18 protein-coding genes and 1 pseudogene are annotated in these 24,652 nt (G+C 73.0%); 10 read left to right on the forward strand and 9 right to left on the reverse strand.

The features are described 5' to 3' along the window. Nucleotides 1-88 precede the first annotated feature (88 nt). Together bioD and AAH979_RS19375 are read right to left on the reverse strand one after the other, a co-directional pair. Nucleotides 89-793, reverse strand: a complete 705-nt coding sequence (bioD, locus tag AAH979_RS19370) for a dethiobiotin synthase (protein ID WP_346259618.1) — start codon at nucleotides 791-793, stop codon at nucleotides 89-91. Between the two features lie 46 nt (nucleotides 794-839). Then, entirely contained in the window at nucleotides 840-1,976 is a 1,137-nt protein-coding gene (locus tag AAH979_RS19375) for an 8-amino-7-oxononanoate synthase (RefSeq protein WP_346259619.1), read from the reverse strand. A gap of 306 nt (nucleotides 1,977-2,282) precedes the next feature. Between AAH979_RS19375 and bioB the strand changes: the two genes are divergently transcribed. From bioB to AAH979_RS19390, 3 genes are all read left to right on the forward strand, one after another. Then, nucleotides 2,283-3,278, forward strand: coding sequence for a biotin synthase BioB (gene bioB, locus AAH979_RS19380; protein ID WP_346259529.1), 996 nt, complete (start codon nucleotides 2,283-2,285; stop codon nucleotides 3,276-3,278). Between the two features lie 2 nt (nucleotides 3,279-3,280). Next, nucleotides 3,281-3,481, forward strand: a complete 201-nt coding sequence (locus AAH979_RS19385; protein WP_346259530.1) for a hypothetical protein — start codon at nucleotides 3,281-3,283, stop codon at nucleotides 3,479-3,481. Nucleotides 3,482-3,641: 160 nt separating this feature from the next. Continuing rightward, the gene (locus AAH979_RS19390; RefSeq protein WP_346259531.1) at nucleotides 3,642-5,558 is read left to right on the forward strand and encodes a lectin; all 1,917 of its coding nucleotides are present in this window, start codon (nucleotides 3,642-3,644) and stop codon (nucleotides 5,556-5,558) included. An 82-nt stretch (nucleotides 5,559-5,640) separates the two neighbouring features. Here AAH979_RS19390 and AAH979_RS19395 read toward each other — a convergent pair whose 3' ends face one another. Then, entirely contained in the window at nucleotides 5,641-6,423 is a 783-nt protein-coding gene (locus AAH979_RS19395; protein WP_346259532.1) for an SDR family NAD(P)-dependent oxidoreductase, read from the reverse strand. A gap of 107 nt (nucleotides 6,424-6,530) precedes the next feature. Here AAH979_RS19395 and AAH979_RS19400 point away from each other — a divergent pair, with 107 nt between their 5' ends. Next, nucleotides 6,531-7,175, forward strand: a complete 645-nt coding sequence (locus tag AAH979_RS19400; RefSeq protein WP_346259533.1) for a helix-turn-helix domain-containing protein — start codon at nucleotides 6,531-6,533, stop codon at nucleotides 7,173-7,175. Nucleotides 7,176-7,358: 183 nt separating this feature from the next. On the opposite strand, the gene AAH979_RS19405 is transcribed toward AAH979_RS19400, so the two are convergent. The 3 genes from AAH979_RS19405 to AAH979_RS19415 all read right to left on the reverse strand — a co-directional run bounded on the left by AAH979_RS19405 (nucleotide 7,359) and on the right by AAH979_RS19415 (nucleotide 11,538). Beyond that, on the reverse strand, nucleotides 7,359-7,751 hold the full coding sequence (locus tag AAH979_RS19405; protein ID WP_346259534.1) for an integrase: 393 nt from the start codon (nucleotides 7,749-7,751) through the stop codon (nucleotides 7,359-7,361). Between the two features lie 255 nt (nucleotides 7,752-8,006). Further along, nucleotides 8,007-10,463, reverse strand: coding sequence for a M14 family zinc carboxypeptidase (locus AAH979_RS19410; protein WP_346259535.1), 2,457 nt, complete (start codon nucleotides 10,461-10,463; stop codon nucleotides 8,007-8,009). Nucleotides 10,464-10,926: 463 nt separating this feature from the next. After that, a complete protein-coding gene (locus tag AAH979_RS19415) occupies nucleotides 10,927-11,538 on the reverse strand; it encodes a hypothetical protein (protein ID WP_346259536.1) in 612 nt (203 codons plus the stop codon). 393 nt (nucleotides 11,539-11,931) lie between these two features. Here AAH979_RS19415 and AAH979_RS19420 point away from each other — a divergent pair, with 393 nt between their 5' ends. The 4 genes from AAH979_RS19420 (at nucleotide 11,932) to AAH979_RS19435 (ending at nucleotide 15,899) form a co-directional block, all read left to right on the forward strand. After that, complete coding sequence (locus tag AAH979_RS19420; RefSeq protein WP_346259537.1) at nucleotides 11,932-13,947, forward strand: glycoside hydrolase family 3 protein; 2,016 nt, start codon at nucleotides 11,932-11,934, stop codon at nucleotides 13,945-13,947. Between the two features lie 135 nt (nucleotides 13,948-14,082). Next, nucleotides 14,083-14,826, forward strand: a complete 744-nt coding sequence (locus AAH979_RS19425) for a tetratricopeptide repeat protein (protein ID WP_346259538.1) — start codon at nucleotides 14,083-14,085, stop codon at nucleotides 14,824-14,826. 10 nt (nucleotides 14,827-14,836) lie between these two features. Continuing rightward, a complete protein-coding gene (locus AAH979_RS19430; protein WP_346259539.1) occupies nucleotides 14,837-15,142 on the forward strand; it encodes a hypothetical protein in 306 nt (101 codons plus the stop codon). A gap of 82 nt (nucleotides 15,143-15,224) precedes the next feature. Continuing rightward, nucleotides 15,225-15,899: an SMI1/KNR4 family protein gene (locus AAH979_RS19435; RefSeq protein ID WP_346259540.1), complete on the forward strand. Its 675-nt coding sequence runs from the start codon at nucleotides 15,225-15,227 to the stop codon at nucleotides 15,897-15,899. Nucleotides 15,900-15,980: 81 nt separating this feature from the next. On the opposite strand, the gene AAH979_RS19440 is transcribed toward AAH979_RS19435, so the two are convergent. Then, nucleotides 15,981-18,473: a glycoside hydrolase family 9 protein gene (locus AAH979_RS19440; RefSeq protein ID WP_346259620.1), complete on the reverse strand. Its 2,493-nt coding sequence runs from the start codon at nucleotides 18,471-18,473 to the stop codon at nucleotides 15,981-15,983. Nucleotides 18,474-19,318: 845 nt separating this feature from the next. On the opposite strand from AAH979_RS19440, the gene AAH979_RS19445 reads away from it, so the two are divergent. After that, complete coding sequence (locus tag AAH979_RS19445; protein ID WP_346259541.1) at nucleotides 19,319-20,896, forward strand: aldehyde dehydrogenase family protein; 1,578 nt, start codon at nucleotides 19,319-19,321, stop codon at nucleotides 20,894-20,896. 198 nt (nucleotides 20,897-21,094) lie between these two features. Here the strand turns inward: AAH979_RS19445 and AAH979_RS19450 are convergent, their stop codons facing one another. Together AAH979_RS19450 and AAH979_RS19455 are read right to left on the reverse strand one after the other, a co-directional pair. Beyond that, nucleotides 21,095-22,213 carry a GNAT family N-acetyltransferase gene (locus AAH979_RS19450; protein ID WP_346259542.1) on the reverse strand — a complete coding sequence of 373 codons (1,119 nt, stop codon included), beginning with the start codon at nucleotides 22,211-22,213 and terminating at the stop codon, nucleotides 21,095-21,097. A 340-nt stretch (nucleotides 22,214-22,553) separates the two neighbouring features. After that, nucleotides 22,554-23,255 (reverse strand): annotated as a pseudogene (locus tag AAH979_RS19455) (amino acid-binding protein); the annotation flags it as partial. A 252-nt stretch (nucleotides 23,256-23,507) separates the two neighbouring features. Between AAH979_RS19455 and AAH979_RS19460 the strand changes: the two are divergent. Next, the gene (locus tag AAH979_RS19460; protein WP_346259543.1) at nucleotides 23,508-24,617 is read left to right on the forward strand and encodes a phosphotransferase family protein; all 1,110 of its coding nucleotides are present in this window, start codon (nucleotides 23,508-23,510) and stop codon (nucleotides 24,615-24,617) included. The last annotated feature ends 35 nt before the right edge of the window (nucleotides 24,618-24,652 follow it).

A 24,652-nucleotide genomic window follows, 5' to 3' on the forward strand; every position in this document is an offset into this window, starting at 1 on the left:
ACCCGGCCAGGCTACAAGCCGCGGCACCGGCCGGTTACTGCCGAAAGTCAGGAATCGCCGGATCGACGGCGGCGCACCCGCGGCCCGGTCAGCTGACCTCTTCGGCCCAGGCCCGCCAGTCGTCGAGTACGCCGTACAGGGCCGGGGTGAGCCAGCCCGGCGCGGAACGGCGGAACACCCCCGGTTCGAGCGTGCCGGCCCCGTCCGGCAGCGCGCCGACCATGTTGGGGACCAGTTCCCGCAAGTTGGCCCAGTGCACCAGCTCCGGTTCGGCCGGCCAGGCGCCGAGCACCACGCCGCAGGGCACCGCGCGCCGGTCCAGCGCCTCCAGGGTGAGCGCGGTGTGGTTCAGCGTGCCGAGCCCGGCCCGGGTGACCACCACCGCCGGGGCGCCGATCGACACCGCCAGGTCGGCGAGCGTCCACGCCTCGCCGGACGGGCGCAACCCCATCGGGACCAGCAGCCCGCCCGCCCCCTCGACCAGCACCAGGTCGTGCTTGTCCGCGTCGGCCCTGATCTCGTCGGCGACCGCGTACAGCTCCAGCGGCTCGGCCTGGGCGACCCGGGCCGCCGCGAGCGGTGCCAGCGGGTCGGGATAGCTGACCAGGGTACGTGCGGTCATCGGCGCGGCCAGCCGGTTCACCGTGTCGACGTCGGATTCCGCCCCGGTCGCCGTACCGGTCTGCCCGGGCTTGATGACCGCGACCCGCAGGCCGGCGGCCTGGGCCGCGGCGGTGATGGCCGCGGTGACCACCGTCTTGCCCACGTCGGTGTCGGTGCCGGTGACCAGGATCGGCCCCCGCCACGCCACGCCGCTCACCAGCCACCTCCGGTCGCGGTCACGGGGCACACTCCACGATCACCTCGAGCGCCCGGTCGAAGTCGGCGCGATCGATCCCGACGTTGATGGTCAGCCGCAGCCGGGAGCGGGTGTCCGGGGTCGACGGCGGCCGGAAGCAGCCGACCGCGACGCCCCGGTCCCGGCAGTCGGCCGCCCAGGCCACCGCGGTCTCCGGGCCGGGCGCGGTCACCGAGACCACCGCGGCGGCCGGGGCGGAGACCGCCAGCCCGGCCGCACCGAGCCGGCGGGTAACCGTGGCGGCCCGGTCGGCCAGCTCGGCCCGGAGCGCGTCACCGGCCCGGGCCAGCCCGGCCGCGGCGAGCACCCCGGCGACCACCGCCGGCGGCGGCGCGGTGTCGTAGATGAAGGTGCGGCCCGTGTCGATCAAATGCCGGACCAGCTCGGCCGGCCCGGCCACCACCCCGCCGGCTCCGCCGAGCGACTTGGCGAGGGTCGCCGTCACCACCACGTCCGGCTCGCCGACGAGTCCGGCGCCGGCCACCGCGCCCGCCCCGGCCGGTCCGAGTACGCCGAGCGCGTGCGCGTCGTCGACCAGCAGCAGCGCGCCGTACCGGCGGGCCACCGCGTGCAGCTCGGCGAGGGGCGCGAGGTCGCCGTCGACCGAGAAGACCGACTCGGTGACCACCACCGCCGGCCGGCCCGGTGCCCCGGCCAGGGCCGCCTCGACGGCGTCGACGTCCAGGTGCGGGGTGACCCGGGTCTCCGCGCCGGAGAGCCGGCAGCCGTCGATCAGCGAGGCGTGGTTGTGCGCGTCGGAGACCAGCAGGGTGCGGGGCTGGACCAGGGCGCGGACCGCACCGAGGTTGGCGAGGTAGCCGGAGGAGTAGACCAGGGCCCGGCCGGTGCCGAGCCAGTCGGCGAGGCAGGATTCGAGCGTCTGGTGGGCCTCGGTGGAGCCGCGTACCAGTCGGGAACCGGTGGCGCCCAGGCCGTATCCGGTGAGCGCCTCGGCCGCGGCGGCGACCACCGCCGGATGCCGGGACAGTCCGAGGTAGTCGTTGCCGGCGAGGTCGACCACGTCCTCGGCGGCGCTCCTCGGCCGCAGCCGCCGGGTGAGCCCAGCCTTGGCGCGCAGCCGCGCCCGCCGGTCCAGAGTCTCCAGCCAGCTCGGCACCGCCACCCCCACACTGGTCCGCGTCCGCCCCCGGGCGCTGTCGGAAACCCGATCGCCGCATGTTGTGCGGCTCCGGATGTTGTGCGGCTCCGGCCCGCCCGGGGCGGCTCGCACCGGGCCCGGGCTCGGCGGGCCCGCGGCGCCGCCCGGCGCGACGGCCCCGACCGGCGAAAATACCATCCGTCGCGGTCTGCGGCGGCCCGCCGGGCCGGCCGATCCACCACCGGTGCGCCGGCGGCGGGGCGTCCGGGCAGGTCGGCCGGGTGGGACCACATCGACGGACGGCCCGCTTGTAGGGTACGACCCATGCCAGAAATCCTCGACCGGGCGCGTACCCAGGTACTCGACGGTGGTGTCGGCCTCGACGAGGCGGGTGTGCTCGCCGTGCTGCGGCTGCCCGACGAGCACCTCTCGGCCGCGCTCCAGCTCGCGCACGAGGTACGGATGCGCTGGTGCGGCCCGGAGGTCGAGGTCGAGGGGATCGTCTCGCTGAAGACCGGCGGCTGCCCGGAGGACTGCCACTTCTGCTCGCAGTCCGGGCTGTTCGCCTCGCCGGTCCGGTCGGTCTGGCTGGACATCCCGTCCCTGGTCGAGGCGGCGAAGCAGACCGCCGCCACCGGGGCCACCGAGTTCTGCATCGTCGCCGCCGTCCGTGGCCCGGACGAGCGGCTGATGAAGCAGATGCGCGAGGGCGTCGCCGCGATCCGAGCCGAGGTGGACATCCAGGTCGCCGCCTCGCTCGGGATGCTGACCCAGGCCCAGGTCGACGAACTCGTCGAGATGGGCGTGCATCGCTACAACCACAACCTGGAGACCTGCCGGTCCTTCTTCCCCAACGTGGTGAGCACGCACTCCTGGGAGGAGCGCTGGGAGACGCTGCGGATGGTCCGGGCCTCCGGCATGGAGGTCTGCTGCGGCGGCATCCTGGGGCTGGGCGAGACCGTCAAGCAGCGTGCCGAGTTCGCGGCGCAGCTCGCCGAGCTGGACCCGCACGAGGTGCCGCTGAACTTCCTCAACCCCCGCCCGGGCACCCCGCTGGGCGACCAGCCGGTGGTCGCGCCGCGGGACGCGCTGCGGGCCATCGCGGCGTTCCGGCTGGCGATGCCGCGGACCATCCTCCGGTACGCGGGCGGTCGCGAGATCACCCTCGGCGACCTCGGCACCCGGGACGGCCTGCTCGGCGGGATCAACGCGGTGATCGTCGGCAACTACCTGACCACGCTGGGCCGCCCGGCCGGCGAGGACCTGGCGCTGCTGGACGAGCTGAAGATGCCGGTCAAGGCGCTGTCGGCGACGCTGTGACGATGTCGACGGAGACGGCCAACTGGTGCGACCGGTGCGGCGAGGCCGCCGCCACCGGCGACCACGACGCCTGCCGGGCCGCCCGCGCGCTGGAGCCGCCGCGCTACTGCGCCTCCTGCCGCCGCCGGATGAAGGTGCAGGTGCTCCCCTCCGGCTGGTCGGCGGTCTGCGTCGAGCACGGCGAGACCGCCGCCAGCCGCTGAGCCACGCACACCCTTCCGCCGGGATCCGCTCCCGCCGGCCGCGCCTCGCATTGACACTCTTTGTTAACTCGCATTGACACTCTTTATTAAAGAGTGTTACCTATTCAGTGCCGGCCGGCCGCTGACCCCTGGATACCCGTCCACGGAGGGAGACCCCCGCATGTCCTCCGCAGGTACGGCGGCCACCAGCCGCCGCACACCCCCGCCCCGCCGTACCGCCGCCGCGCTGCTGGCACTCTGCGTCGCCGCCGTCGGCGCGGTCGCCGGACCGGCCCCGGCGTACGCGGCCAACGAGCCGGTGAACATCTGGCTGACCACCACCTCCGACTCCGGCGGCCGGACCGTCAGCCGTGGCCTGCAACCGCAGACGCCGATCGCCTTCGCCGCCACCAGTCCCGGCGCCACGCACACCGTCACCGTCGACGAGAACACCCGCTACCAGCAGTTCGAAGGTGGCGGCGCCTCGATCACCGACACCACCGCCTACCTGTTCCGGGGCGGGCCGATCAGCGCGGCGACCCGGGACGCGGTGATGCGCCGGCTGTTCCACCCCACCGACGGGATCGGGCTCTCCTTCGTCCGCAACCCGATCGGCGCCTCCGACCTCTCCCGGCCCGGCCACGTGTCGCTGGACGACACCTGCTGCGACCTGTCCGACTTCGGCGCCAACGGTTACGACACCAACGTCCGGCTGCTGACCGCCCAGGCGAAACAGCTCAACCCGGCGCTGCGGGTCAAGGGGGTGCCGTGGAGCGCGCCGGGCTGGATGAAGGACAACGGCCGGATGGACCAGATGGGCTGGCTGAAGTGGGAGTACTACCCGCTCTACGCCCAGTACTTCGTGAAGTACGTCCAGTCGTACCAGGCCGCCGGGATCGGCGTGGACTACGTCTCGGTGCAGAACGAGCCGAACTGCTGCCAGGCGGCCAACCCGCCCGCGATGAACTACCCGGGGATGAGTTGGAACTCCTCCGGCCTGCTGGAGTTCACCAAGAACCACCTGCTGCCGGCCTTCCGGGCCGCCGGCATCACCACCAAGGTGATGATCCACGACTGGAACTACGGCGACTGGGGCCAGATCGGCAGCGGGATCGTCTCCGACGCCGCGCTGCGCAACGACCCGCTCTTCGCCGGCATCGCCTGGCACGGCTACGCCGGCAGCCCGAGCGTCGGCTCCCAGGTGCACGCCCAGTATCCGGCGGTACGCCAGTTCAGCACCGAGCACTCCGGCGGCACCTGGATCGGCAACCAGCACAACGAGGACCTGGCCGACATCGTCAACTACACCCGGAACTGGAGCGGCAGCGTGGTCAAGTGGAGCCTCGCCCTGAACCAGAGCATGGGCCCGCACAACGGCGGCTGTGACGTCTGCACCGGGCTGGTCACCGTGCAGGAGGGCGGCCCGCGCGCCGGCCAGGTGGACAACACCATCGAGTACTACACCACCGGGCACCTGACCAAGTTCGTCAAGCCGGGGGCGTACCGGATCGACTCGACCGCGAACGGCGCCGTGCCGAACGTCGCCTGGCGCAACCCGGACGGCTCCAAGGCGCTGATCGCGCACAACGGCGGCACCGGCAGCCAGTCGCTCCGGGTGGTCTGGGGTGGACAGTCCTTCACCTACACCCTGCCGGCCCGGACCACCGCGACCTTCACCTGGTCCGGCACCCAGTCCGGCGACGGTGGCGGCGGCCGTACCGGCCAGATCGTCGGGCTCGCCGGCAAGTGCCTGGACGTGGCCGGCGCGAACAGCGCGGACGGCACCGCCGTGCAGCTCTACGACTGCAACGGCAGTGCCGCCCAGCAGTGGACGCTGGGCGCCGACGGCACGGTACGGGCGCTCGGCAAGTGCCTCGACGTCCGGGACAACTCGACCGCTAACGGTGCCCGGGCGCAGATCTGGTCCTGCACCGGCGCGGCGAACCAGCGCTGGACCGCCACCGCCGGCCGGGACCTGACCAGCGCCAGCGCCAGCAAGTGCCTGGACGTGCTGGACAACAACCCGGCGAACGGTACGCCGACCCAGCTCTGGAGCTGCACCGGCGCCGCCAACCAGAAGTGGAGCGTACCGGCCTGACCGGCCGAGGAACGCCATCGATCCACCCGACGGGGCCCGGGGAATACCGTCGGGGCGTCGACCGGTTGGCCGGACACCGGATTCAGCGGGTCTGGTCAGTTGGTCGGATCAGGATCTCGTTGACAGCGACGTGCTCGGGCTGGGTGAGGGCGTACAGCACAGCGCTGGCGATGTCCTCGGGCTGGAGAGTCCGCATGGATTCGGCCATTGCCTTCGCCGCGGCCTGGATCGCCGGGTCGGTGATGTGGCTGGCCAGCTCGGTAGCGACGAATCCGGGTTCGACGACGATGACCCGCACGCCCTGCGCGGTGACCTCCTGCCGCAACGCCTCGGAGAAAGCCGTGATGCCGAACTTGGTTGCCGCGTACACGCCGCTGGCCGCCGATGCCGTACGCCCCGAGGTCGACGAGATCTGCACCACGGCACCCCTGCGCAGGAGCAGGTGCGGCAGGGAGGCATGAACCGCGTACATCGACCCGAGTAGGTTGGTCTCGACCATGCGGGTCCACTCCGTGGTGTCCGCGCCCAGGATCGGGCCGCTGAGCATGACGCCCGCGTTGTTCACCAGGACGTCGAGGGCTCCGAACCGCTCGACGGTGGCCGCGACCGCGTCCTGCACCGACTGGCGGTCGGTGACGTCCAGCTCAAGGGCAATCATCTCGCCCGGAGCGTCCTGCGTCAGCGAGTGCAGCCGGTCGGCCCGCCGAGCCCCGACTGCAACTCGGGCGCCCGCCTTCGACAGGGCGAGTGCGGTGGCCTGGCCGATGCCCGAGGACGCCCCGGTGACGAGGGCCACTGTGCCTTCCAAGGTGTTGCTCACGTTTTCTCCTGAAGTTGGTGGTTTCACGTACACACCGGCAGCCACCTTCGGACGGCGGTCGGCGACCCTGGGACGGGCGAGGCGGAATATGACCGCCTGGTCACGTTAGCCTAGCAGCTAATCTGACCGCCTGGTCATTTTCGCCGGTAGGCTTGACCCGGAAGGAGGCGCGGATGAGCGCGACGACAGCCAATTCGGGCCAGAGGGCGGACATGGTGCGCAATCGGCGCCTGCTGCTCGATGCCGCAACCGCGGCGTTCGCCGAGCACGGGGTGGAGGTGCCGATCGGCGAGATCGCCCAACGCGCCGGTCTCGCCAAGGGCACCGTGTTCCGGCACTTCGCCTCGAAGGAAGACCTGCTCGCGGCGATCATGCTCCAGATGCTCGACCAGCTCGTCCGCACGGCGGAGCGCCTTCTCGGCGCCGCCGACGCGGCAGCGGCGCTGCGGGAGTTCATGACCGACGGCGTCGAGGTGCTCGCCGCGGACCGCGCGTTCTGCGAGGTGATCGGACGCCCGTCGCTGCAACATTCCGAGGTGCGGGACGCGATCGACCGGCTCTGTGACGCCGCCGAGGCACTCACGGCTCGGGCGCGCGAAGAGGGCGCCGTCCGCGGCGACATCACGGGAACGGACATCGTGCTGCTACTCGGCGGCATTCACCAGACAGCGGCGCCCCTGCTGCCCGCGCAGCCGCAGGCATGGCGCCGCTACCTCGAACTGGCCCTCGACGGGCTGCGCACCACCAACGCCCGCGACCTGCCACATCGACCACCCCGCCGCCTACACCTCAGCTGAGTCGCGGCGGCGACGGCCGGGCGGCACGTGCCGAGGCAAGGACGGCCCTGCTCCGCCGATGAGCAGCGCTGCGATCGGCCGAATGCGGCCGATGCACAGTTCCAGGACTCCTGCGCCGAATAGCCGATCCTGGGCCTACCGGCGCCGGGTCCCGGCTGTCGGAGGTCTACCGGCGGCGTTGTCCTACCCGCCGGGTGCGGGGCGCTCGGCGAGCAGCAGCAGGTCGGTGACGACGAACCCGGGCAGCGACAGCGCCTCGGCGTGTCCGGAGCCGGTCAGCACGAAGGTGCCGCCGATCTCGTCCGGCTGCCAGCCGTGCCGGAGGGCGTGCTCGATCACCGCCCGGACGTGCTTCGGCTCCGGATACGCGCCGTCGGTGACCGCCGGATCGCCCCACGCCGAGCGCGGCGCCGTGGAGAGCAGGTCCACCTGGAGGGCGCGGCTGTTCTTGCCGGCACCCCAGACGCGTACCCGGACGCACCGGCGCACTCCCTGCCCGGTCCGGACGTGGTCGATCCGGGCCGTCCAGGTGAACTGCCGGTCGTGGATGTAGAGCCGGCGCAGTCTGGACCTCACGGAGGCGTCCATCCTTCCCGATTTTGTGCCATCGCGGCGCGGCTACCGACCCGGTGGTGCCCCGGTCCGCTTCACTTGCCGAGAGTAGGCCCCCGGACAGGTCCACGCCGGTGCCGGTCGGGACCGGCGGGTCTGCGAAGCTGCGGGGCAGACCCGCCGGTGCCGACCGGGACCGGCCCGTACCGGTCGCCGGACGCGCCCGGGGCCCGGGTGCGGGACACCGGGCCCCGGTCTCACCCGGTCATCCGGATCGGGTCAGCGCTGTGCCGCCCAGAGCAGGGCCCGGCCCAACTGCGAGTGCAGGCCCTTGGGGTGCAGCCGGAACGTCGGGTCCGTGCCGAACAGCACCACACCGTTGCCGCCCGGGCTGACCGTACGCACGATGCTGGCCTGCCCGGCCGCCGCGGCCTGGCCGGTGGTGCCGGCCTCGTTCGCCGCCCACCAGCCGGCGAGCAGCGGGTCGGCGGCGTACGACTGCTCGACCGTGACTCCAGCGCCGAGGTCGGTGAACCAGACCGGCTCGTTGATGAACGCGTGCGGGATAGCACCGGCGGTCACCGGGCCGCCCCGGTTGACGATGTTCGCCACCCCGCTGGCCAGGCTGGCGCCGGCAGTGGCGGTGACGCTGAGCAGTCCGGCGGCGTTGCCGAAGCCCGCCCCGGCGGTGCCGAGCCCGACCACCCCGCCGCCGCGGGCCAGGAACGCGTCCAGCGCGGCGCGGTTCTCCGGGGTCAGGTTCGCCAGGTTGACGTTGCTCGCCACCAGCAGGACGTCGACGTCGGCAGTGAGGGTGGTGGCCAGGGTGGTCGCGGTGAGCGTGCGAGCCTCGAAGCCGGTGTCGAGCAGGGTGTCCCGGTCCTCGACCGTGCCCAGGTAGCCGACGACCACCTCGTCCAGCAGGGTGCCGCGCCAGCGGGCCGGGGCACGGGTGAAGGTCACGTCGTGCTCGCGGGCCTCGGTCCAGGCCAGCCAGCGGTTGACCGGGGTACCGGGGACGACCACCGAGCCGTCGGCCAGCCGGTGGACCTTGACGCCCTTGCCCAGCAGGGAGTTGACCGCGAGCAGGTCGGCGCCGTCCTGGATGTCCAGCCGCAGGTCGACGTTGCCTTCGGGCAGGTCGCCGTCGGCCGTGCCGTCGTAGGTGCGCTCCAGGCGTACGTCGGGGAGGCGGTTCCACAGGGTGTCGACGGTGGCACCCCAGGTCAGCCCCTGGCTCCAGGCGGCCGGGCCGGCGTAGAGGTCGTCCACCCGCCCGGTCAGGTCGATGCCGGGTTCGAGCAGGGAGTTGACCAGGCCGCGCTTGGGCTGGTGCAGGTCGATCACGTACGAGCCGGCCCGGTACGACTTCCCGTCCGCCCGGAAGTCCTTCTTCGCCTTCCAGACCCGGCCCCCGCTGCCGACCAGCAGGTCGACCAGGCGGGCCGCGGCGGTCTCGGAGTGCTGGCCGGGGCCGGTCGGGATCACGTACGCCCGGGGAAAGGTGGTGTGGTAGTCGTCCTCCGGGCCCCAGCCCGGCACATAGCCGTCCGGGATGTCGCGCAGCGGCTCACCGGCCCAGCCGCGCCGGTAGACCTCGGCCTGGTCGAAGATCACCTGGTCGCGGTGCTCCTGGATGTACCGCAACGAGGTCTTGATCGCCACCTCGTGCACGTCGGTGTTGATGCCGGAGCGGCGTACCTTCTCCTCCGGGCTGAGGTTGCCGCGCGGGTTCAGCGGCGCCTCGATGGTGTACGGGATGCTGCTCTGCAACATCGCGAACGACGGTACGTAGATCGGCGGGAAGTCGTCCCAGACGCCCGGCTCGTCGTCCCGGAACGGGATCCGGGCCCGCTGGGTCTCCGGGTAGCCGAGGGCACGCAGCCCCTCCTCGATCGCCAGCGCGTTCGGCAGCCCGTGCTTGATGTAGAGGTCGTACTCGTTGTTGACGTTGTGCGGTGGGGTGCTCGGGTGCAGCAGCGTCGGGTTGACGTAGCCGTGCAGGTCGAGCGTGATGATCGGCTTGGTGTCGATGATCAGCTCGCGGATCAGGTTGGTCTCCGGCTGCGACACGATGGTCAGGTCGCGGTTGAGGTCGTAGCCGGCCGCGTTCTGCCGGGTGCCGGCGATCCGGCCGTCCGGGTTCGAGGTGATGTTGAAGACCAGCCGGTTCCGCTTGAGCAGCGTGACGATCGCCGGGTCGGTACTGGTGGCGTACTCCTCGATGACCCGCAGCGCGGCGTCGGTGCCCTCCCACTCGTTGCCGTGGATGTTGGCGTTGACGAAGAGCGGGGTCTTGTAGTCGCGGAGCAGCCGGCGGTCGCTGCGGGCCCGGACCGGGTCCTCCTCGATCAGGCGCTTCCACTGCTCCTGCTGGCGCGCCTCGGCACGGCTCTCCGGCGCGGTGACCGTGACCGCGTAGAGGTCGTGGCCCCCGGAGGACTTTCCGGCTACCCGGGCGGAGACCCGGTCGCTGGCCTCCTGCAACGCGTTCAGCTTGGGCGCGATCTCGTCGTACGGCGTGACGCCGATCGGGATCGAGGCGTCGTTCGGGTTGTCCGGCCAGACCGGCAGCACGTTCTGCCGGGGGTAGCCCCGGACGTCGGAAAGGTCGACGGGAAGCGCCGGTACGGCCGGGAGCGCGGACCCGTACGCCGGTCCGGTCCAGACCGCCGTGCCGAGCAGCGCGGCGGCGACCAGCGCGGCGGCGAGCCGGGGATAGGGACGTCTGAGCATGAAGGACAGTACTCCGATCAGGAGAGGGGGAATTGCCGTGCGGGCGGACGCCGCCGCAGGGGCCGGAGACCCACGGATCGGGAAACGCCGCCGGCAGGGCGGAACGGAATTGGAGCCCGGCGTCAGAGGGACGGTCGACAGGCGGCGCTGGCGACGCGCAGGAGGTCGATGTGACCCCGCTTGGTCAGAAAGGCGCCTCGCACAAAGTAGATCTTGATAGAACACCGACGCGCTGTCAACCGTCGATCCACTCCCTGCGACGAACACCTCCGTACGCCGGATCCGGATCGCGCCCCCGGATGCGCCGCTCGATCCCGCCGACGTGCCGTCGGCGCCGTCGGCGGCCGGTCTTCCCCGGATCGGAGACTGTCGAATTGGGTGCACGGACGGGGCAGGCCGGTCCGCCGGGCCGCCTCCGGTCCGCGCGCGCCGGAGCCGGCGGACCGGAGGTACCCGAGAAGGGTCAGTGCCCAACCGGCGGTGGCAGCAGGTCCTGGTGCCGGACGGTGTAGTCGCCCCGGGTGACGGGGGCGAACGGGCCCGGCCCCATGCAGGTGCCGACCCCCGCCTCGACCCACTCGCCGCTCTCGTTCTGCTCCCCGTTCACCACGGACCAGGAGAAGCCCATCCGGTCGGTGCCGTGCCGGTCCGCGTCGTAGACGCTGAAGCCGAGGCGCTTGCCGACCCAGTCCGCCACCGGCTCGTCGGCCTGCGTCACGACGGCTGTCAGGGTGGCGACGCCGGGTCCGGTCACCAAGCAGTCGACCCGGGCCGCCATCCCGACCGTGATCCCCGCCTCGGCCACCCGATGCGAGATGCGCACCGTCCCGGACGCGTCGGTGGCCAGGCCCTCCGGCGCGCCCGGCATCGGCCGGCTGTACGGCGTGCCGACGGCGTCGAAGGTGAACACGCGGACGTCGCTGTCCGGCCAGTACGGCAGCGAGATCTGCGCCGATCCCGTCACCCGGGCCACCGGTGCCGGCGGGTGCCCGGGTGCGGCCGACGCCGCCGACCCGGTCACCACGATGGCGACCGCTGCCGCCACCGCCCCGATTCGATATCCCGTCGTCCTCATCGCGTCCTCCTCGCTCGTCGCCCGTTCGGGCGTTCCGGAGGTCCACGGTCCCGGTACCGGCGATCCGGCACCTCCCTCCGGGGAGCTATCCCGGACCCCCGAGCGGGTTACCCGGCCAGCCCACCGGCCGGGGCAATCCGATGCCAGCGGTGCGGGCACCGGGTCGCGCGGCGGCGCACAACGGGGTCCGTCCGCAAGCGAGCGAGCGAAGCTGACTTGCACCACTACCGGCAGGAAAGCAACGGCAGCATGAATAACCATGAAGATGGACGAAACACACTGGATAGAGCGCTCTCACGAAGGAACCTTTACCATCCGATATTGACGCCGTCTTATGGTCACCGGGAGGATCGGGCCTGGCGCGCACCCCGACTTCGTTCTGGAGGGCTCGACATGCGTCCACACTCGCGATCCCGAACACCACTGATAACCCTGCTCACCGGCCTGCTCGTCGTCTCGCTGCCGCCCACCGGCGCGGCGTCAGCGGCGCCCGCCGGGTCCACCGACCCCGCCTCCGTCGCCGGCTCCGGCGGCCACGGCGGCAAGCCCGACTACCGCAATCCGAGGCTGCCGATCGACCGGCGGGTCAACGACCTGCTCGGCCGGATGACCCTGCCGGAGAAGGTCGGCCAGATGGCCCAGGCCGAGCGGCTGGCGGTGGACGCCGACCCGACGCTGGTCGCCCAGTGGGGCCTCGGCTCGCTGCTCTCCGGCGGCGGCTCCATCCCCACCCCGAACACCCCGGAAGCCTGGGTGTCGATGATCAACAGCTTCCAGCGGCAGGCGTTGAGCACCCGGCTGGGCATCCCGATCATCTACGGCGTCGACGCGGTGCACGGGCACTCCAACGTCTACGGCGCCACCGTCTTCCCGCACAACATCGGTCTCGGCGCGACCCGGAACCCGGAACTCGTCCGGCAGATCGGCAAGGCCACCGGCGAGGAGGTGAAGGCGACCGGCATACCGTGGAACTTCGCCCCCTGCCTCTGCGTCTCCCGGGACGAGCGCTGGGGCCGGGCCTACGAGGCGTTCAGCGAGGAACCGGGGCTGGTCGGCGAGATGAGCAGCTACGTCGACGGGCTGCGCGACGCCGGGGTGCTGGCCACCATCAAGCACTACGCCGGGGACGGCGACACCGAGTACGACCAGGCCGCCGCCGACGCCAACGAGAGCCTGCCGTCCGGCTCCCAGCGGTACGTCATCGACCAGGGCGTCACCGTCACCACCCGGGCCGACTTCGCCCGGACCAACCTCGCGCCATTCTGGACCGCGCTGCGCCGGCACGACGTGGACAGCGTGATGCCGTCCTTCTCCAGTGTGGACTGGATCGAGGACGGCGTCGGCAACCCGGTCAAGATGCACGCGCACAAGGAGCTGCTCACCGACGTGCTCAAGGGGGCGCAGCGGTTCAAGGGCTTCGTCATCTCGGACTGGGAGGGCATCCACCAGATCCCCGACCCGGACGAGCCGACCGTGGCCGGGCTGACCGCGTACAAGGTGCGGACCTCGGTCAACGCCGGCATCGACATGTTCATGGTGCCGAACAACGCCAAGCAGTTCATCGACCTGCTCCTCGCCGAGGTGCGGGCCGGCCGGGTCAGCCAGGCCCGGATCGACGACGCGGTACGCCGGATCCTGCGGGCCAAGTTCGAGATCGGCCTCTTCGAGCGCCCGTACGCCTCCGCCGACGACGTCGACGAGGTCGGCAGCCGCGAGCACCGGGCACTGGCCCGGCGGGCGGTCGCCGAGTCGCAGGTACTGCTGAAGAACAGCGACCGGGCACTGCCGCTGCGTAAGGACGCCAAGATCTACGTCGCCGGCCGGAACGCCGACGACATCGGCAACCAGGCCGGCGGCTGGACCATCACCTGGCAGGGCGCCTCCGGCGACATCATCCCGGGTACCACCATCCTGGAGGGCATCCGTGAGGTGGCGCCGCGCGCCCAGGTCACGTACAGCGCGGACGGCTCCGCCCCGACCGCCGGCTCGGATGTCGCCGTCGTGGTGGTCGGCGAGACGCCGTACACCGAGGGCTTCGGTGACGTCGGCGGGCCGGAGTGCACCTGGTGCACGACGCCGCAGCAGGAGGCGAAGTCGCTCTCCCTCCAGCCCGGCGACAAGGCGGTCGTCGACAAGGTCTGCGGCGCGATCGACACCTGTGTGGTGCTCGTCGTCTCGGGCCGGCCGCAGGTGCTCACCGACCAGCTCGGTCAGATGGACGCGCTGGTCGCCTCCTGGCTGCCCGGCAGCGAGGGTGCCGGCGTGGCCGACGTCCTCTTCGGTCGTCGCCCGTTCACCGGCAGGCTCTCGGTGAGCTGGCCGCGCAGCGAGGCGCAGGTGCCGATCAACGTCGGCGACCGGGACTACCGCCCGCTCTTCCCGTACGGGTACGGGCTGCGGACCCGCTGAAACGGCTCCGACGAGTCGCCGCCGCCGGCCCCGTGACCCGGGCACCGGCGGCGGCGCCGTCCACATCGGACGGGCCCCCGCCGTACTGGCCGGGGGCGCGTAGAGTGATCCGCGCCGATTCCCCGGAGGCCGGAGGTGACCGTGGCGGGGTTGCGGGACTGGACGACCATGTTCCGGGTGCACCGGCGCGGCCGGCGGGCCGCTGCTCTGGTCGCCCGCGGGCAGCTCGCCGCCGCCGCCGAGGCGCTGACCGAAGCGGTCTCGCTGGCCCAGCGGCAGTGGGGGGACGCCAACCCGCAGTCGATCGCGCTGCTGAGCAACCTGGTCGACGTACGGCGGGGGCTCGGCGAGTTGGCGGAGGCGGGCGAGCTGGGCGAGCGCGTGGTGGAACTCTCCGGCCGGGTGCTCGGCGACGACCACCCGGTGACCTGGTACGCGGTCAACAACCTGGCCCTGGTGCTCCAGGCGTCCGGCGACCTGCCCCGGGCCCGCGAGCTGCACGAGCGGGAGCTGGCCGCCGCCCGCCGGCTGCGCGGCACGACCCATCCCGAGACGCTCACCTCGATGGACAACCTCGCCCAGTGCCTGTTCCGGTTGGGCGAGGTCGACGCGGCGTACGAGCTGGCCGCCGAGGCGGTCCGGCTGTCCCGGGAGGTACGCGGCGCGGGTGATCCCGACACGCTGATCGCGATCGACAACCTGGGCGTGTTCGCCGGCGCCCGCGGTGACCTCGCGCTGGCCCGGCAACTGCACGAGGAGGCGGCCGAGGGGCTGCGGCACGCCCTGGGCGAGGAGCACCCGCACACGGTCACCGCGCTGGCCAACCTCGCCGAGAGCCGGCGCAGCCGACCGGAGACACCGCCGACGTCCTCTGCTTGAATACCGTGCCATGGATTCCTGGTTGGTTCCTGTCGTCGCGCTCCCCCTGCTCGTGCTGGTGCTGACCGAGATGTCGTCGGCCGCCCGGCGCCAGCGGGAAACCACCGCCCGGCTCCGCCGGGTCGAGACCAAACTCGACCTGGTGCTCGGGCATCTCGGCCTCGCCCTGCCCGAGCCGGCGCTGCCGCAGGTGGTGGCGCACCTGGAGCGGGGAGAGAAGATCGCGGCCGTCAAGGCGTACCGGGAGGCCACCGGCGACGGGCTGCGGGAGGCGAAGGAGGCGGTGGACCGGCTCGCCGCCCAGCGCGGACTCTGACCGGGTCCGGGCCGCGACGACGGGCGGGGGCGCCGGCCGAGGGGCCGCGGATCCGTCGGACCGCCCCGATAGGGTCCGGCCCGTGACGAACATCGACTGGTCCGGGGTACGCGACCGGGTGGCCGCGCTCTCCCGTACGCCCGACGCCAAGGTCTTCGGCGCGAACGGACACGGATGGCGGCTCGAACCACCGCTCCGCCCGGCCGAGCTGGCGGAGTTGGAGGAGCAGCTCGGCGTGCGGCTGCCGGAGGACTACCGTGGCTTCCTGCTGGAGGTGAGCCGGGGCGGGGCGGGCCCGTTCTACGGCCTCTTTCCGCTGCGCCGGGTGGACGGTCGCTGGCGCTGGGAGGGTGACGGTGCCGACCTCACCGAGCTCGCGACCCTCGCCGAGCCGTTTCCGCACACCGGCCCGTTCAACCCGGCGGCCGAGCTGCCGGAGCCGCCGGACGAGGAGGACTTCGGCACGGTCGAGGAGTTCAACGCGGCCGAGGACGCCTACTGGGAGCTGCACGACCGGGTGGCGTACGACCCGTCGCACACGGTCGGCACCGTCTACCTGTGCCACCTCGGCTGCGCGTACCGGCACCTGCTGGTGGTCAGCGGCCCGGAACGGGGCGCGATGTGGGCCGACGACAGCGCCGACGACGGCGGCTTCACTCCGCTGGCCGGCCCGCACGGCGAGCGGGTCGGCTTCGCCCGGTGGTATCTCGACTGGCTCGACGAGGCGACCGCCAAGGCCGCCGAGCCGCTGCATTAGCCCGATCCACCGGACCGGGGCCGTCGGGCAGCCTGCTGGTTACCGCCCGACGGCCCCGGCGGGGACCGGCCAAGGGACGGATCAGCCGGTCGCGCAGGCCGCGCCGTTGAGCGTGAACGACGTCGGCCGGGGGTTGCTGCCGGTGGAGGTGCCGTTGAATCCGAAGCTGGTCGAGGCGCCCGGGGCGAGCGTGCCGTTGTAGCCGAGGTTGGTGGCGGTGACCGCCGTACCGGACTGGGTCACGGTCGCCGACCACGCCTGGGTGATCCGCTGTCCGGCGGTGAGGGCGAACTCCAGCGTCCAGCCCTGCACCGTGCTCGTCCCGGTGTTGGTGATCGTGATCGTGCCGCTGAACCCGGTGCTCCACTCGTTGCCGGTCCAGCCGATCCGGCAGCCGCCGGCCGGGCCGCTCGGGGTGGTCACCGAGACCGGCGCCGACGCCGTCGAGCGGTTGCCGGCGGCGTCCCTGGCCACCACGTAGAACTGGTACGCCGTCCCGGCCGCCAGCCCGGTCACCGCGAACGTCGGCGTGGCCGCCGAGCCGAGCAGGACGTCGCTGGCGCCGTTCTCCCGGTACACGTCGTAGCCGGTGACCCCGACGTCGTCGGTGGCGGCGGTCCAGCTCAGGGTGGCTCCGCCAGCGGTCACGGCGGCGGCGGTGGGGGTACCCGGCGTGCTCGGCGCGGTGTTGTCCGGAGCCGACGGTGCCGGTTCGGCGCCCCAGATCAGCGCGCCGCCCTCATAGAGCGCCAGCTTCGGGTTCGGCCCGGCGGCGGCCTGGTACGACGGGTCGTTGCTCGGATCCCAGGTGCCCCCCTCGGGCACCCCGATCTTGAACTGCACCTCCATCCGGTGCGCCGACTGGCCGGCCGGGGCGATGGTGTAGCCGGAGCAGTCGACCTCGACGTACCAGATGTCGCCGGAGAGTTGCCGGGCGCTGGTCGGTGCCGGGCAGCCCTGGGTGTAGCCGCTGGTCACCTGGATCGCGCTGCTCCCCTCGGGCCGGAAGTAGTACCGGAACGAGGAGTCGGTCAGCGCCCGGGCCGGGTAGGCAGACTTGTTGTAGACGATCGCCTTGATCCCGGTCGCCCTCGGCTCGGCCTGCATCACCGTGGTCTCCACGGTGATCTCGTCGATGTCCGGCGTCTCGGCCGGCGGGAAGTTCGCCAGCGGCGTGCCGCCGTACTCGGAGATCAGCCGGGCCAGCGCGGAGGTGAGCCCGGCGTTGTAGTCGGTGGCGACCTCGTTCATCACGTAGTCCGACCGGCTGTCGGTGTACGCGTCGTTCGGCGAGGACGGCCCGCCGACCAGCGCGCCGTACAGGGTGTGCCGGGTCGCCTCCGGCACCTGCATGCTGTCCCACCAGGAGCCGTGCGCGGTGCGGTGGTGCGGGTTGCGCGGCGGGTTGGCACCGAATCCGATCATGTAACTGGAGTTGCGCGGGTTGTCGCCGAGGGCGTAGTTGATCTGCCGGACCGCGAAGTCGTGGTAGCGGATCTTCCGGGTCGCGTCGGTGGTCTTGTCGCTGTACACCAGGGCCGCGAACGCGGTGTTGGCGGCGTACCGCAGCGCGCCCCAGGTGTCCAGCACCGCCATCCCGCCCGGGGAGGTGCGCACCTTCTCCCCGTTCACCCCGACGGTCCAGTAGTCGAGCCAGCGGTTCGCGTCGTCGACGTACTTCTGCTTCCCGGTCAGGTTGGCCAGCAGCACGTACGCGCCGAACTGCTTGTTGTCCCAGGCCACCGTCCACTTGTAGAGCCGGGTGCTCTGCTGCGGCTCGGTGCCGAGCCGGTCGTACTCGGTCTCCGCCTTGGTCAGGTAGCTGGCGTCCCCGGTGGCCCGGTAGAGCCAGATCGCGCCCCAGACCAGTTCGTCCTGATAGCCGCTCCAGGACCGGTAGAAGTTCGTCACGTCGGTGATGCACTCGTGGTAGGCCCGGCGCACGCTGTCGGCGAAGCTGTAGAGCTGGCGGGCGTGCGTGACCAGCCGGTCCGCGTAGGCCGGGTCGGTGGGCCGGAACACCATCGAGGAGGCGGCCATCGCCGCCGCCGTCTCGCCGGCCAGGTCCGAGCCGCCGCAGCTCGCGTCGATCTTGTACGCCGGCCGCGCCATCGGCAGCACCTCGGCCGGCCCCCACCACTTGTGGTCGTCGTCGCCCTTGCCGACCTGTCCGTAGAGGACGTTGGCCTCCGGGTGCGCCCTGATGAAGTAGTCGTTGACGAAGCGCAGGTTGTTGAGCAGGTGCGGGAGCTGGCCGGAGGACTGGTACCCGCTGCGGTACTCGACGGCGCCCCAGGCCAGCATGGTGGCGCTGAACGCCATCGGGAAGCCGAACTTGACGTGGTCACCGGCGTCGTACCAGCCACCGGTGAGGTCCAGCCGGACGTCGGAGCCGTCGGTCAGCGCCGAGTCGCCGCGCCAGGAGACCCGGTTCCAGTCGGGCAGCGCGCCGGACTGCTGCGCCTCGTAGAAGTAGAGCGACTTCTGTAGCGCCTCGGCGTAGTTGAAGGCCGGCGCGGCGGCCAGGGCCGGCGCCGATCCGGTCGCGGCCGGCGCGCCGGCCGTCGTCGGCACGTCGGCGGCGGCCGGCGCGACCCCGGTCAGCACCGCCGCCGCGGCGGCGGCCAGTGCCGTGGCGCCGGCGGCCACCGCGCGGAGGTACCAGCGGCCCGGCCGCTGGCCGCGGTCGGGCCGCTGCCGGCCGTCCGGTCGCTGCCGACCGTCGAGGCGTTGCCGGGCGCCTGGCTTGGGCCGGGGACCGGGCCGGGGACGTTGCCCGTTCGGCCGGGCCGGGGCAATGCGGTCGCGCACTAGAATCGCTCCTGTCCGTGGAGCCGCGCGCGGCGACGCGTAGCGGAGGACACGAGGGGCGGATGTGGGCGCATCCGCCCCTCTCCCTGCGCGGTGCACGACGCGGGTGCTGGGGCCTGGGAAAACTGTGCTGCGGTGGTGCCGGGCGAGGGGTTTGGATCTCGGTCCACCGGAGCCCGGGAGCGCTCCCATGGATAGCAGACAATGTAACCGCGCCATTGCCGGTTTGTGAAGGACCCAAACCGGCGACACCTCCGGCCGCCGGGCAGCGGAGGACCACCGGGACGTCCAGAGGAAAGCCCTTTCCTCTTCGTTGACGATCCTCACAGCATCCAACATCCTCGATGACGAGACATCGTTTCCCCAGCTCAGTGGGCTGATCGGCGACTCAGCTAGCCGGATGCCCGGGCCAACCGGCGGGACTCCCGTCCTGGGATACGGGCGTACGGTTGCCGCCGCCGCACGCCCCGGGAGACAGTACGCCCAGATCAGGGAGACAAAACCCCAGATCAGCGGTGCCATCGACGCCGCCGCACGCTGATCGTTCCGGCCCCGGCGAGCCCTGCACACCGACGGCTCAGCCGGCCGACGACCCTGAGGAGACAGCGATGGCACTGCGCCTTGCCGACGGCACCGCCTGGCCGGAGACCCTGGCCCGGGCGGTGCGGACGACCCCCGAAGCGTTCGACCTCGACGCCGGCCGACCCGACGGCACCGTCACGCTGCGCAACCTGATCGAGGGCAGCTGGCAGTCGGTCGGTACGCCCAGCCCGGTGCGTACCCCGGTGGACAGCACCGTACTGGCCAACCTGTCCCGGCTGGACGCGGAGTCGGCCCGGGCCGCCGTCGCGTTCGCCTCGGCCGAGCACCGCGACTGGGCCGAGACTCCGCTGGCCGACCGCAAGGCCCGGGTGGTCGAGGCGCTCGACGAGCTGACCGTGCACCGGGATCTGCTGGCTCTGCTGCTGGTCTGGGAGATCGGCAAGCCGTGGCGGCTGGCCTGCGCGGACGTGGGCCGGGCGCTGGACGGCGTGCGGTGGTACGTCGAGGAGATCGACCGGATGCTGGCCGACGGCCGGGAACCGCTGGCCGGGCCGGTCAGCAACATCGCGAGCTGGAACTACCCGATGAGCGTTCTGGTGCACGCCGAGCTGGTGCAGTTGCTCGCCGGCAACGCGGTCATCGCCAAGACGCCGTCCCAGGGCGGGGCGGTCTGCCTCACCGTGGCGCACGCGCTGATGCGCCGGGCCGGACTGCCCGCCACCCTGCTCAGCGGCGGTGGCGAGGAACTCTCCGAGGTGCTGGTCCGGGCCCCCGAGATCGGCGCGGTGGCCTTCGTCGGCGGCCGGTCCAACGGCGGCAAGGTCGCCGCCGCGCTGCTCGACACCGACAAGCGGCACATGATCGAGCAGGAGGGGCTGAACGCCTGGGGCATCTGGGAGTTCTCGCAGTGGGACAGCCTCGCCAAGCACCTGAAGAAGGGTTTCGAGTACGGCAAGCAGCGCTGCACGGCGTACCCGCGCTTCGTGGTGCAGCGGGAGCTGGTCGACCAGTTCCTCGACATGTACCTGCCGGTGGTCCGCTCGGTCCGGTTCGGCCACCCGCTGGCCGTGGAGGAGAGCTGGGCCGAGGGCGACCCGCTGCCGGAGCTCGACTTCGGCCCGTTGATCAGCGCCGCCAAGGCGGACGAGCTGCGCCGCAGGGTGGACGAGGCGGTCCGGGGCGGCGCGGTGCCGCTCTACCGGGGACGGCTGGACGGGGCCCCGTTCCTGGCCGGCCAGGACACCTCGGCGTACGTGGCCCCGTCGGTGCTGCTGGCCCCGCCCGGCCGGTCCCGGCTGATGCACGCGGAGCCGTTCGGCCCGGTCGACACCATCGTGGTGGTGGACACCCCGGACGAGCTGCTGGCCGCGATGAACGCCAGCAACGGCGCCCTGGTGGCCAGCCTCGCCTGCGACGACGAGGAGAAGGCGGCGAAGCTCGCGGTCGACCTCCAGGCGTTCAAGGTGGGTATCAACAAGCCCCGGTCCCGGGGCGACCGGGACGAGCCGTTCGGCGGCCGGGGCGCCTCCTGGAAGGGCGCCTTCGTCGGCGGCGACCTGCTGGTGCAGGCCGTCACCGTCAGCTCCTCGGCCCAGCGGCTGTACGGCAACTTCCCGGACTACAGCAGCTACCCGGCCACCTGACAGCCCGGCCACCCGACAGCTCGGCCACCTGAGAGCCCGGCCACCTGAGAGCCCGGACGCCCGGCCACCGGCCGGGCACCCGGGAAGGGGCCCCTCCGGCCGTCCTACCGGAGGGGCCCCTTCCGTCTCGCCCCAGTCAGGCGGTTCCGCCGGTCCGGTCCCGAACCAGGACCGGACCGCCGGGTCTGTGCCGCGCCGCTACGCCTCGGCGGCGGCGGGAGTCTCGGCAGCGGCGGGAGTCTCGGCAGCGGCGGGAGTCTCGGCAGCGGAGACCGGCACGGCCCGCGGGTCGTGCAGCGGGACCGTGACGGTCAGCAGCTCGCCGTCCCGGTCGACCGCGCCCGGCCGGCAGAGCCGGTCCAGGAGGCGCAGCATCCCCACGTTGTCGGCCGGGGTGTGCGCGAGCAGCGCGGCGTAGCCGGCCCGGGTGCCGTACCCGACCAGGCGGCGCAGCAGCGCGGCACCGAGGCCGCGGCGCTGCCAGCCCTCCTCGACCAGCAGGGCGAGTTCGGCGAGCACCCCCTCGGGCGCCAGGTTCGCCATCGCCACCACCCGCTCGGGCTGACCGTCCGCGCCACCGGCCAGCGCCAGCAGCGTTACCCCGTGCGCCGGGGAGAGCAGCCGGCGCAGCCGCTCCGGCGGCGCCGCACCCCGCCCCGGATAGCGCCGGAGCAGGCTCCGCGCCGCGCAGCGGTGGTGCATCGCCAGCACCGCCGGCAGGTCGTCGGGGACGGCGGGACGTACGGTCAGCTCGGCGCCGTCCGGCAGCACCAGGGTCACCCGGTCGGCGGCCTGCCGCGCCACCGCACCGGCCAGGTCCACCAGCGCCTGGGCGCGGGCGTACTCGGCCGGGGTGAAGCTCGGGGCTGTCCGGAGCACCTCGAAGGAGCCGCCGCACGGGTCGGGCAGCCGCATCGTCCCGGCGCCGTGTCCCGGACCCGCCGGGCCGGAGGCCACCGGCCGCCAGGTGACCGAGTCGGCGTTGAGCAGGCTGCGCAGCGACTCGCCGAGCCCGTCCGGATCGCGTACCAGCCGGCTGGCCAGGCCGAGTGCCCGGGTCGGCTGGTCGGCCAGGCCCTGCGCCTCGCTGCGGGCCACCCAGCAGTTCCGCCCGCGGCCGCGCTCCACCGCCGCCACCAGGTCGTCCGCGGTCAACTCGGCCGGCGCGTCCACCAGGAAGTCGTCGACCGCCCCCGCCTCGGTGGTGTGCACCTGAACGGTGAGGATGTTCACCCCGCGCAACGCCAGGCTGGCGGTGAGTACGGAGAGGAATCCCGGCCGGTCGGCCACCGTCGCCCTGATCCGCCACAGTGTCATCGCAACTCCTTTCCGGTGCCAGCCTGCCCGCCTGCTGTTACCCGTCGATTGCCCAGCCGTGACGGGTCATGATCGCCGGCAGTCGCCCGCTCGCCGGGGCGAAGGCGGCCGGACCTACCGGCGCCACGGCGGAGCCGGAGGCCAGCGCCGCGGTCATCTCCGGTCCACCGGCCGGACCGGGCTTCGCCGGTGCCGCCGGCCCGGCCAGCGTCTGCGGCCCGGGGAAGGCGCGCTGCGCCGCTGCCGCAGCCGTCGCCGGTACCGCCACCGGCGGCATCGCCAGCGCCGGAGCCGACCCGTCCACCTCCGATGGCGGGGCCGGCTCGGTCGCCGCCGGTGGCGCGCTGACCAGGTCGAGCCGGTCGCCGAGGATCGTCGCGGCGGCCCGCACCAGTTGGGCGATCCGGTCGACCTCGGTGACGTGGAAACCGGCCGCCGCCAGCCCGTCGCCGTCCACCCGGGCCAGCATCAGCACCAGCCCCGCCCGGCCGAACGGGGCGACCGCGTAGTGGGTGCCGGCCGGTCCGTTCACCGAGCGGGCCCGCAACGGGGTCACCTCGGGCAACTGGAGCGGGCTCGGCGCCCGCCAGCTCGCGTACGCCACCGCGGGCGCGCCGCTGCCCCGGACCGTCCCCGCGCCCATCCCGGTCCGCGCCGCCCAGTCCGCGGGCACCACCGCCGCGGCGGCCCAGTCGGCGGCCAGCAGGCCGGGTACCGCGTCGACCAGCGTGGCCAGCCCGTCGGCCGGGTTCGCAGCGATCTGGGCGAGCAGCTCGGCGTCCTGTCCCCCGCCGGTCGGCGCGCCGATCGCCCGCCACATGCCGTTGACCCGTACCCCCGGAATCGCGCCGAGCCCGGCACAGAGCCGGTCGACCCGGGAGGCACCGGGCCAGACCACCGTGAAGTCGTCGACGGCTCGACCGCCCAGCCGCTCCAACACCACCACCGCAACGATGTCGGCACCCGCGACGCCCAGCGTGCGAGCGACCTGACCGAGCGTTCCGGGTCGATCCGGCAGGGTCACCCGAACCCTCAGCAACATGTCCGTCCCCTCCGTCGGCGGACCGGCGCGCGTTCCGCCGGCGAGCTGTCAACCAGGCTGCCCGATGACCATTTCGCCCCTGTTGCAGCGGCATGTCCCGGCAGCAACAACCCGTGTTCGCCCCGAAGACGTACGGTGCCGCCCCGGGCGGGCCAGCTCGGCGAGGCCCCGGTCCCATCCCCGCAGCGGAGCGGATGCTGCGCCCGGCGGCCCGGGCTTGACTCCGACCGCCAGATGCCATCAACTGTCGGGATGACCGATCCGCCGGCCACCGCCGTCCGGCCGGAGCCACCCGCCGGGTCGCCGTCCGGGCTCGACCTCGACCGGCTGGCCGGGCATCTCGCGGCGCACCGCCCCGACCTGCTGACCGGCCCGCTCCGGGCGGAACTCATTGCCGGCGGCCGGTCCAACCTCACCTACCTGGTCCGGGCCGGCGACCAGGAGTTCGTGCTCCGCCGGCCCCCGCTCGGGCACGTGCTGGCCACCGCGCACGACATGGCCCGGGAGTTCCGGGTGATCTCGGCACTCGCCCCGACGGGGGTACCGGTGCCGGCCGCCCTGCTGCACTGCGCCGACGAGGCGGTGCTCGGTGCGCCGTTCTACCTGATGGCCCGGGTCCCCGGGGTGGTCTACCGGAGCCGGAGCCAGACCGACCCGCTGACCCCGGCCCAGCGCCGGGCGCTCGCACTGGTCATGATGGACGTGCTGGCGACGCTGCACACCGTCGACCCGGCCGCCGTCGGACTGGCCGACTTCGGCCGGCCGGAGGGCTTCCTGGCCCGGCAGGTACGCCGCTGGGGCGGGCAGCTCGACCGGTCCCGCAGCCGGCCGCTGCCCGGCATCGACGAGCTGCGCCGACGGCTGGCCGCGACCGCGCCGGACGGCTGCAACGCCGGGCGGATCGTGCACGGCGACTACCGCCTGGACAACCTGATCGCCGAATGCGGGCCCGCCCCGGGCGCCACGTCGGAGAGCCCGGCGGTGACGATCCGGGCGGTACTCGACTGGGAGATGGCCACCCTCGGCGACCCGCTCGCCGACCTCGGCCTGCTGCTGACCTACTGGGAGGTGCTCGGCGACTCCGACGCGGCCGACGGCAACCCGGTCGCCGACGGGCTCGGTCCGCGCGCCGGCTTCCCCTCCGGCGCCGAGCTGATCGACCGGTACGCGGCCCGCAGCGACGTCGACGTCGGCCCGCTGGACTGGCACGTCGCGCTGGGCTGCTTCAAGCTCGCCGTGATCTGCGAGGGCATCCACTACCGGCACACCCTGGGGCAGACCGTCGGCGAGGGGTTCGACCGGATCGGCGCCCTCGTCGCCCCGCTGGTCGCGTACGGCCTGACCGCGTTTCACCGAAACTGACCAGCCTGCTGCCGGAAGTCGCGGCCGAGCCGGGC

This window comes from Plantactinospora sp. ZYX-F-223, from assembly GCF_039649625.1.
In the GTDB taxonomy this organism is placed as follows: domain Bacteria; phylum Actinomycetota; class Actinomycetes; order Mycobacteriales; family Micromonosporaceae; genus Plantactinospora.